Source organism: Methylophaga sp. UBA678, assembly GCF_002299105.1.
Lineage (GTDB): Bacteria > Pseudomonadota > Gammaproteobacteria > Nitrosococcales > Methylophagaceae > Methylophaga > Methylophaga marina.
Genome location: NZ_DBNG01000031.1, coordinates 23,943 through 34,260 on the forward strand (window position 1 = coordinate 23,943; position 10,318 = coordinate 34,260).

The following is a 10,318-nucleotide window of genomic DNA, read 5'->3' on the forward strand; positions in this document are numbered from 1 at the left end:
GTTTACTTATCCCACTTTTTGCTTGATTCACGTGCAGTGATCATATTCTGCTTGAACCAATCACTTTTCACTTTTTGTGTTCTTGCTAAGTCAAGATTAGCCTCATACCACTTTTTCTTGATATCAGCATGTGGATCTGGATGCATATTGGCTTCATACCATTTGTTATGGCTGATTCGCGCTTTCTCCAGATTGGCTTCGTACCATTTTTTATCTGTTTCAGTTGTCAGCTCATCACTGATTTCATACCAATGTTTTTCTGTCGGTGTGTTATCGAGATTCGCTTCATACCATTTAATACGTTTTTCACGAGCTTGTTTTAAGTTCGCTTCGCGGAAAGCTAATTTCCAATCAGTGTCGTTAGCCTCTCTATAATCATACCAGTGCGTTTGCGTAGGCTGATTATCATTTGCTTCGTACCAACGACTACGTTCTGCACGAACAGCTGCAACTGCAGATTTCAAGTTAGCTTCGTACCACTTGTTTTTAGTGTGGATGTGCGCTGCAATATTAGCCTCGTACCAAGGTGTATCGGAAACCTTAGCAGGTCGCTGATTGGCTTCGTACCATTTTTGGTTCTCTCTAGCGATAGCCGCGTTGTCTGCAAACCATTTGGTTTTGACTTGACGCGTGCGAATTAAACTTAAATTAGACTCATACCAACGCTTTTTGATTTCAGCGTGAGGATCAGGGTGAATGTTTGCTTCGTACCATTTGCTGTGATTAATACGAGCTGTTTGTAAATTGGCTTCGTACCATTTCTTTTTGGTGTCTGAATATTTTTCATCACTGAACTCATACCAATGTTTTTCGGTAGGAGTATTGTTCAGATTTGCTTCATACCATTTGATACGTTTTTCACGTGCCTGATCAAGATTCACACGCATCCAAGCTTTTTTTACATCACTGTACATTTCTTCACTGAAATGTTGCCAGCGCTTTTCAACCTCAGATTGGCTTCTGTTAGCTTCATACCATTTACGAGTAGCGCGTACAGACTGAACGGCTTGGTCTAGATTAGCTGCATACCATTTATTTTTGGTTTCAATATGCTCAACCAAGTTAGCTTTGTACCAAGGAATCTCAACGTCTTTCGCTGGACGCTTGTTAGCGTTATACCAAGGTTTGGCAATGTTTATAGATGGTTTGAGGTTAGCCTCATACCATTTGCTTCTGGACTCTCTCGCTGTTTTTAGATTAGCTTCGTACCATTTTGCTTTAATTTCAAACGTGCTAGTCATATTTCTTACCTCTCTGGGCATTTAAGTATTCTGATAGTACATGACTTTTAATCAAGTTCACAACAAAATCAGTAGGATATTTGATTGAGATCAGTTTTACTCATAACAGTGCTTTTCTGCTTTTATACGTTGTAATGCTGATATCTGTTGCTCTACTTGTAGCTGTCGTCTATCTTCTTTTTCTTCTACTAAAGCAGAATACCCTAAATAGCCTAATCCTAGCCAGCCTTGAACAATCGGTATGCTATCGATCATGATGAGTGCGGTAGCTGCTTTATTTGCATCATCTTTATAAAAACTAGGCTTATAAGTGTACCGGTAAGGATGTAACTGATTGATTGCTTTATCAACTTGATAACAGCTCATTTGTTGCATATTTTGATCGGGTTTTACCACTGGCGGTTCAAAATAAATTGGCTCAGCAGGTACGGGTGGTAGTCTCATGGCATAAGCATTCATTGAAAAGGCCATATAGATAAAACACAATAGAACACTTAATCTTTGCATGTGATTACTCCGTCATTTTTATATCTACTCTACTTATCGTCATCAACATCAGAGTCTTCAATAAACCCGTCACTCAGATGATGATTCTTTATCGTTACGGTTATGATCACCCCATTTTTGTATTTGCTTCATCACATGCGCATTAAATGTATCATCCGGAAAACCAATTTCTTCATCGTACTCACCTGCTGGCATGCCAGACAATAATGCCAGAGCCTGATTGACATGACTCACACCGTAGATATGGAATTGTCCACTTTCCACAGCATTGATCACATCTTCTCGTAGCATGAGATGCTGCACGTTTGTGGCAGGGATAATCACCCCTTGCTCACCGGTTAACTCACTGAGCTGACAAATATCAAAGAAACCTTCGATTTTTTCATTCACACCACCAATAGCCTGAACTTGCCCCATTTGATTCATGGATCCAGTTATTGCAATTGACTGCTTCATTGGAATGTTGGCGATGGAGGATAATAGAGCGCATAGTTCTGCAACCGTGGCACTATCACCGTCCACTTCACCATAATTTTGTTCAAAAACGATACTTGCTGACATGGATAATGGATTATCAGATGCATATGTTCGTCCCAAATAACCACTCAGAATTAATACGCCTTTAGAGTGTATGTCGCCACCGAGATCAACCTCACGTTCTATATCCACGATGTTGTCATCACCATAACGAGCTGAAACAGTCACTCTGGATGGCTGACCAAAGCTGAAGCCACCAATTCCCAGCACCGATAATGCATTGATTTGTCCAATCACTGAGCCTGATGTTGAAATATCAATAATATTTCGTTCAATTTGTTGATAAATCTGGCTTCGCAGCCGATCGAGCCTTTGTTCTCTTAACTTGATGGCGCTTTGCACATTATCTCTGGTGACAAGTGGATTCTTTTGCTGTTTCGCCAGAAAAGATGCTTCTCGTAATAAATCAGCCATATTGCCCATATGCAGAGAGAGTTTTTGGCTGTCTTCTATGCTCCTGGCACTATGTTCAATGACTTTAGCAATGGCATAGTTATCGAAATCAATTAATTTATATTTTTCAATGGTGCTTGCCATCATTTGAGCAAATAAGGTGTCGTTTTCAACACTTCGCGTCATTTCATCTTCAAAGTCAGCAACGACTTTAAAGAGGCCAGCGAACTCGGGGTCCATCTCATATAACAGGTAATACAATTCTCTATCACCCAGTAAAACAACTTTCAGGTCCAAGGGTATTGGCTCAGGATCTAGAGACACTGTCGCCACGAGATTGTATATTTGCTCTAAAGCATCAAATCTTACTTCACGTGATTTTAATGCTCGCTTCAAGCCTTCCCAACCGTATGGCTGTAAAAGCAGTTGCTCTGCGTCAACGATCAAAAAACCACCATTTGCTTTGTGAAGCGCGCCTGCTTTAATCAAAGTAAAGTCGGTAACCAGAGCTCCCATCATCGCCATATTTTCGATGCAGCCAAGTAAGCTCTGATGATTGGGTAAATTTTCATACACGATTGGTGCACCATGCTTTTGACTGTTATCTACGACCAGATTGATTTGATAACGTTTGTGTATGTTAATGTCACTGGTAGCCTCTTCAGCAGATTGCTCATCTTTCAGAAAAGCATCCACATTACTGCGAAGATCTTTAAGCATAGCGTCAAAATAGTGCTGTAACTTGCTTGAGCTTGGATAGGCATGTTTGAGTTTGTTGACATGTTTACTCAACACTTCCAGTGCGACTTCATCGTTGAGAGCCTGCAGCTGTTTTGTATTGTTTCTCTCCCACTCTCTGATTTCTAATAAGGTGTGCTGAAGGTCTTCATGTAAATCTGCTATGGCATTCTCTGCTTCTTCCTGCTGAGCCGCTGGTAATTGCTCAAATTCTTCAGAAGTCATCGCTTCGCCATTATGCTGAGCAGCAAAAGCATAATTTCCATCTTGCAGCCTTAATAAGACAATACCCTTCCGATCAGCTTCCTTTTGTAATACGCCAAATAATCTGACGCGATGTTTACGGGTTGCTTCATCAAGACTTCTTAGCCGCCCACGATAATATTCATCATCAAAGGCTTGAGGTAGTTCCTCCTTCAATGCATCAATAACATCCTCAATATCTTGACGAAGTTGCTTAGCCTGCCCTGCTGGCAAACTCAGTGCATAAGGTCGTTGTGGATCATCAAAATTATTCAGATAAGCCCAATCTTTGGCCGCAGGAAGATGCTCAACATGTTGCTCAAGATAACGCCGGGTTAAGGTATATTTGCCTGCCCCAGCTGGTCCCATTACAAATAAGTTATAACCATCCGCATCAATATGACTGCCAAACTCGATGGCGCTCAATGCGCGCTGTTGACCAATAACTTCATTCGTCGCTTTAAGATCTTGAGTGGAAGAAAATGTCCACTGTTCAGGATTACAATGATGATATAAATCACTGACTTGTAATTTTGTGCTCTCAGGCATAGTTTTCTCGATTTGAATAAGTTACTTTAAGCTTAAGTCTAAGGAAAAAATAGACAATATACGATGGGAGAATCAGATGTCACCAAATGATTATGATGAAAAACGGGCATATCACCGAATGAAAATCGATACGCCTATTACATTTTCCTTAAGTGGCGATAAAGAAATAACACACAGGGGAATCAGTAAAAATTTAAGTGCCAGCGGTTTACTTATTCAATCAGACTTTTCACCAGCTGAGCATGACAGGTTAGAAATTGTCATGGATACGGGAAATGACAGATTCTCACCGTTTATTATTCAGGGAAAAGTATTGAGGGTAGAAGCTGATACTGAAATGGTCGGGCAATACCTGATATCTATTCTAATAGAAGAAAGTCAGTAAAACGTATTTATATCCAGTAGCTTGTTTTTGTCATGACTTTTGAGGTGATCGACATCATTGTTTTCACAGGACGAGGTAATTCTGCACCACCAGCTTCTAAAGCAGTCGTTCTATGATGAAGTTCATCTTCTCGCATCTGCTCAAGTACAGCACGACTTTTCAGATCATTAGCACTTAGTTTTCCCAAGTGTTCATCAAGATGATTAACGACTTGTTTTTCTGTTTCGGCCACAAAGCCCAAACTCCATTTATCACCTATTTTTCCAGCAACAGCACCTATGGCAAACGAGCCGATATACCAAACTGGATTTAGTACACTTCGATGTGATGAGAGTGAACTTAAACGTTCTGCACACCATACCAGATGATCATTCTCTTCCAGTGCTGCTTGCTCCATAGCCTGACGAACTTCAGGCAATTTAGCTGTTAATGCTTGCCCCTGATAAAGGGCTTGAGCAGAGACTTCACCTGAGTGATTTACCCGCATCAGACCAGCTGAATGCCTTTGTTCTGCAGTGCTTAATGCTGTCGCTTCTTCAATCTCATTTCCAGGTACATGACGTTGTGTTGTCTCAGGCTTTCCGACCACCGTAGTAATGGCTTTGTCTAACTCGATAATAACGTGATCAATCAAACTTAACTGTCTTACTTTGAACATACAACAAGACCTACCATTAAAATAATTCAACACCACCATGTGCTACTTTGGATACTGACTTAACTTTGCCTTCTTGCAACAAACGGCTGTAACTGTGCACCTGATTCCTGCCATTACCCTTAGCATAATACAACGCTTCATCCGCTTCACCGATGACATCTGCCGGTGATGATTGGGCAACAATTTCTACAAAGCCAATGCTAATCGTCACTTGATTAATCTGAGGAAACTTATGGGCAGCGACCATCTCTCTGATTCGTTCAAATGTGTGCATTGCATCATCTTCGTTGGCTGCTTTTAGCACGACAACAAACTCTTCACCACCGTAACGGTAGACTAAATCATCGTCCCTAATCAGGCCTGAAGTCATCAGTCGAGCGACAAGAATAATGACTTCATCCCCGTATAGATGACCAAAATTATCATTGATGGTTTTAAAATTATCGATATCGATCACGCCTAACCAGTATTTTACTGCAAAACTACGTCGACGGGAGTCATTAGGAGAGGTAATCTGATCGTTGAAATGTCGGCCCTGACGAACAAGAATTTTAGTGATTTCGTTATCAAGGGTTTCGCGATTATATAAACCCGTTAATTTGTCTTTCTGCGTTTTTTCAATCAGTGCTAGATAATTAGAATACACGCGAAGTATTCCGTAAATCAGTCTTTGATCGCCATTTGAAGGTACTAGGTCTGTTGATATTAATAATACAGCGAAAATGTCGCCATGAGCATCGAATGCTGGATAAACTAGATTCCAAAGACCATTTTCTGTCGAGCTTAACTGTACATCCCCTGCTTCTATCGCTTGAAAGATAGTCTCACTGATACCTTTGTCTTCAGTCACTAACCTCGGATTTTCATCACTGGAGACAATAACGTCATTAACACAGTATGCGAGCAAACTGAGATCGTGGTTATCACTCTGCTCACTAACCCGGAACAACCTAATGTCTTTTGCCGGAAATAGCTCGTTTATTGTCTTTAGTAAACTTTTTTCAAGAACATGTCGATCGTGGTAACTGGTAATCTCAGCGAGATTATCTATGATCCTAATACTATTGTGATTCATTGCCACATGCCTTGTATGCTCATGAATTAAATGATGGAGCACTCCATGGCACCCAGATTATTTAGTGCGATACTCCAGTATCCAACCAGAAAAGATATACTTTTTTAAGTATGAGTTCAATCCTTAGGCATTGATGCACAAGACTTTAACCCTGGCGTTCCAGATACTTGAAGAGTGTATCAGCCAGATCTCGTGGCTGAAATTTCGAAACATAATCATCAGCACCAGCACCAACGCCCATTGCTTTATTAGCTTTGGCTGTCAATGAAGAATGCATAATGACCGGTAAATTTACCATTCTTGGATCGGATTTTATTTTCTGTGTCAGTACATAACCATCCATTTCCGGCATTTCGACATCAGTCAACACCATTTGGATTTCAGTTGTAATATCACGACCCTCCTGCTCACATTGAGCAGCGATTTTGTTTAGCATTTTCCAGGCTTCGGCGCCGTTTACAGCTCCTATATGCCCAACACCCATCACATCAAGTGTTTTGGTAATTTGCTTACGAGCGATATTTGAATCATCAGCAAAGAGAAGGCGATAGTGCCCTCTTTTATCGACTTGTTTGATACCATCAAACACAGTTTCATCATAAAAGTCACCAGCATCTGCCAGCACTTTTTCAACATCCATAATCATGACTAGGCGCTTGTCACTCAATTCTGCTACGGCAGTAACTAAGCCACCCATTCGTTGTGAGATGAGTTGTGGTGGCTCTTTGACTTGCTCCCAATTCAACCGTTGGATGGTATCTACCGAGCTGACCAAGAATCCTTGAACATGGGTGTTATATTCAGTAATCATCAGGATTCGTGGTTTATCTTTAGATCTGAGTTTGCAAAACTTTTGGAGATTAATGATAGGAACCATATCACCACGAAGACTGACAAAGCCTTCAACGCCATCAGGCATTTCTGGGGCAGTCGTTATCTCAGGAATATTCAGTACTTCCCTAACTTTAAAAACGTTGATACCAAACAGTTCGTTTCTTCCTGTTTCATCACTCGTTCCTAAGCTAAACAACAAAACCTCCAGATGATTAGTACCAGCTAGTTTGGTTCGCTCGTCGATGGAATCAATAAATGTGGCCATATGAATTCTCGCAAAACTCAAATAAATGAACGTGAATATGTCTAGAAATAATAGCGGACATTAGCACGAAAGCTTGAGCAGAGTTAGCCACAATATCTCAAAAATTATTCAGCACTGACATAAGCACTAATCAAATCATATGGTTAGATGTCATGTGGAATTCATTTAATCTTGCACACGACCGATATTTCCTTCGCATTACTATCATTGCACTGGATAGGATTCGTATCTGAACAGAATTGAGTAGCAGGAAAATTCGATGATTGTTAGAGTAGCACTATGAAGTCGTCAAAAGATTGTTGAATGATGACTTTAGAAATAGAATACAATAAAAAATCGAGATTTATACAGCGTATGAATATGCTGTTGGAATGGTGCCCAGGGGGAGACTCGAACTCCCACGTACATAAGTACACTAGCACCTGAAGCTAGCGCGTCTACCAATTCCGCCACCTGGGCAACAGACGCGCAAAGATACAGAGTGAAACAAAAACTGTCAATGACCAATAATAGCGAAAACGATCCCTTTTTCGATAGAGAAGCAGAAAAATACGACAACCCCATCCCAAGTCGTGAATTTATCTTAGATATTCTCAAACAAAACAACACCCCCTTATCGCGCAAAAACATCGCCAAACTGATTGATGTTAAAGGTGAAGATGCTAATGAAGCGCTTCGCCGTCGGTTACGAGCGATGGAACGTGACGGCCAGCTACTTCGCAACAGGAAAGGCGCTTATGGCGTAGTTTCCAAAATGAATCTTGTCAGTGGTCGCGTGATGGGGCATCCAGAAGGCTATGGCTTTCTTATCCCTGATGAGGGAGGTGATGACCTCTTTCTGAGTGAGCGCGAAATGCGTGTAGTTTTGCATGGTGACCGTGCATTGGCACGTATAACCGGCACTGACAGAAAAGGTCGAAAAGAAGGTGCCATAGTTGAAGTTGTTAAGCGTAACAACGAGCGCATCGTAGGCCGTCTGGTTCAAGATGCCGGCATTTTTTATCTCATTCCCAACAATCGAAGAATCAGCCAGGACATCTTGATTCCACCGAGCGATCTGAGTCATGCACAAGTCAATCAGATTGTTGAAGCGGAGATAACGGAACAGCCTAATAAACATCGATCTCCTTTAGGCAGAATCGTCAACGTATTGGGTGATCATATGGCGCCAGGCATGGAAATTGACATTGCTTTGCGTGCTTTCGAACTTCCTTACGAATGGTCACCACAAGCTGAAGAACAAGCCAATAATCTGGGAGACAGTATTCCCGAGGAAGCGATCAACGGCAGACTCGACCTTCGTGATATGCCGCTTGTCACCATCGATGGTGCAGATGCCAGAGACTTTGATGATGCTGTATACGCTGAGAAGCTGGAATCCGGCAACTGGCGTTTATGGGTGGCCATTGCTGATGTATCACACTACGTACTGCCCAACAGTCCGCTGGATCAGGATGCACAGGAAAGAGGCACATCCGTTTATTTCCCTAGCCAAGTGATTCCAATGCTGCCAGAAGCGTTGTCCAATGGGTTATGTTCATTAAACCCAGAAGTCGATAGATTGTGCATGGTCTGCAAAATGGAAATCGATCAAACTGGTAAAACAGTTTCTTATGACTTCCATGAAGCCGTAATGCACTCAAAATCGCGGTTAACATATGACAAAGTGGCGGCCATGCTAGTGGATAACGACACCGCTTTACGTGAGCAATATCAACACGTGTTACCAGCCATAGAGACGATGTATGACCTTTATAACGTCATGCTTGAGGCTCGTCACGAGCGCGGTGCAATCGATTTTGAAATGACGGAAACGCAATTTCTTTTTGATGAAAATAGAAAAATTAAATCGATAGAACCTCGTGAACGTAATGACGCTCACCGTCTCATTGAAGAATTTATGATTGCCGCCAATGTCAGTGCTGCATTGTTTTTGTTGGAAAGTGAATTACCGGTTTTATATCGTATTCACGAAACACCCTCAGAAGAAAAACTCTCTGGTCTACGCGACTTTTTGGGTGAACTCGGTTTATTTTTAGGTGGTGGTGAAGAACCTGAGCCACGTCACTATGCCTCATTACTGGCAACGGCGAGTAAACGGCCTGACGGGCACCTGCTGCAAACTGTGATGTTACGCAGTATGAAACAAGCAGTTTACAGTCCTGACAATATTGGGCACTTTGGTTTAGCGCTTGAAGCCTATGCACATTTCACCTCACCGATTCGTCGTTACCCTGACTTATTGGTGCATAGAGCCATTCGTCACGTACTTAGCCAGAAAAAAGATAAAAAATGGCGTTATTCCTATGAGGACATGGCGCAATTAGGCGAACATTGCTCCATGACCAGTCGTCGAGCCGATGAAGCCACAAGAGATGTCAGTGACTGGCTGAAATGTGAATACATGCGTGACCGCGTTGGTGAAGTTCATGATGGCGTGATTAGTGGTGTCACAGGATTTGGGTTGTTTGTAGAGCTAAGTGATATCTATATAGAAGGCTTAGTGCATGTTACCTCTTTGAAAAATGATTATTATCAATTTGATCCGACAGGGCACCGCCTCACGGGGGAGCGTACGCGCAAAGTATACCGCTTAGGCGATACACTAAAAGTCAAAGTGGTTCGTGTTGATCTCGATGAGAAAAAAATTGATCTGGAATTAGTCGAGACGAAATAATATAAATGGCTGTTATAAGAAACAATAACAGCCATTTATTTCTGAATGAGATGAACGTTGCGTAAGGCTATTTTTCATCTAATCAGAGATTTTCCTTGACCAGAAAAATAATCACAGTAGAATTATCGTCTTTCTTGAGGTCGACATCCTAAGTCATCCACACCTCATACAAGAATAATGGTGAGTGTAGCTCAGTTGGTAGAGTCCCGGATTGTG

8 protein-coding genes and 1 tRNA gene are annotated in these 10,318 nt (G+C 41.7%); 2 read left to right on the forward strand and 7 right to left on the reverse strand.

Annotation, left to right across the window (positions count from 1 at the left end; genetic code table 11):
• Positions 1 to 2: 2 nt before the first annotated feature.
• The 3 genes from B3014_RS13930 to B3014_RS13940 all read right to left on the reverse strand — a co-directional run bounded on the left by B3014_RS13930 (position 3) and on the right by B3014_RS13940 (position 4,208).
• Positions 3 to 1,241, reverse strand: coding sequence for a hypothetical protein (locus B3014_RS13930; RefSeq protein ID WP_289243452.1), 1,239 nt, complete (start codon positions 1,239 to 1,241; stop codon positions 3 to 5).
• Positions 1,242 to 1,337: 96 nt separating this feature from the next.
• A complete protein-coding gene (locus tag B3014_RS13935; protein WP_289243451.1) occupies positions 1,338 to 1,748 on the reverse strand; it encodes a hypothetical protein in 411 nt (136 codons plus the stop codon).
• Positions 1,749 to 1,817: 69 nt separating this feature from the next.
• Positions 1,818 to 4,208 carry a Lon protease family protein gene (locus tag B3014_RS13940; RefSeq protein WP_289243450.1) on the reverse strand — a complete coding sequence of 797 codons (2,391 nt, stop codon included), beginning with the start codon at positions 4,206 to 4,208 and terminating at the stop codon, positions 1,818 to 1,820.
• A gap of 76 nt (positions 4,209 to 4,284) precedes the next feature.
• Here B3014_RS13940 and B3014_RS13945 point away from each other — a divergent pair, with 76 nt between their 5' ends.
• The gene (locus tag B3014_RS13945; RefSeq protein ID WP_289243449.1) at positions 4,285 to 4,593 is read left to right on the forward strand and encodes a PilZ domain-containing protein; all 309 of its coding nucleotides are present in this window, start codon (positions 4,285 to 4,287) and stop codon (positions 4,591 to 4,593) included.
• Between the two features lie 7 nt (positions 4,594 to 4,600).
• Here B3014_RS13945 and coq7 read toward each other — a convergent pair whose 3' ends face one another.
• The 4 genes from coq7 to B3014_RS13965 all read right to left on the reverse strand — a co-directional run bounded on the left by coq7 (position 4,601) and on the right by B3014_RS13965 (position 7,884).
• Entirely contained in the window at positions 4,601 to 5,251 is a 651-nt protein-coding gene (coq7, locus tag B3014_RS13950) for a 2-polyprenyl-3-methyl-6-methoxy-1,4-benzoquinone monooxygenase (RefSeq protein WP_289243448.1), read from the reverse strand.
• A 16-nt stretch (positions 5,252 to 5,267) separates the two neighbouring features.
• A complete protein-coding gene (locus B3014_RS13955; RefSeq protein ID WP_286304238.1) occupies positions 5,268 to 6,326 on the reverse strand; it encodes a GGDEF domain-containing protein in 1,059 nt (352 codons plus the stop codon).
• A gap of 145 nt (positions 6,327 to 6,471) precedes the next feature.
• Complete coding sequence (locus B3014_RS13960; RefSeq protein ID WP_286304237.1) at positions 6,472 to 7,425, reverse strand: chemotaxis protein; 954 nt, start codon at positions 7,423 to 7,425, stop codon at positions 6,472 to 6,474.
• Positions 7,426 to 7,797: 372 nt separating this feature from the next.
• A tRNA-Leu gene (locus B3014_RS13965) sits at positions 7,798 to 7,884 on the reverse strand.
• Positions 7,885 to 7,924: 40 nt separating this feature from the next.
• Here B3014_RS13965 and rnr point away from each other — a divergent pair.
• A complete protein-coding gene (rnr, locus tag B3014_RS13970; RefSeq protein ID WP_414683055.1) occupies positions 7,925 to 10,102 on the forward strand; it encodes a ribonuclease R in 2,178 nt (725 codons plus the stop codon).
• The last annotated feature ends 216 nt before the right edge of the window (positions 10,103 to 10,318 follow it).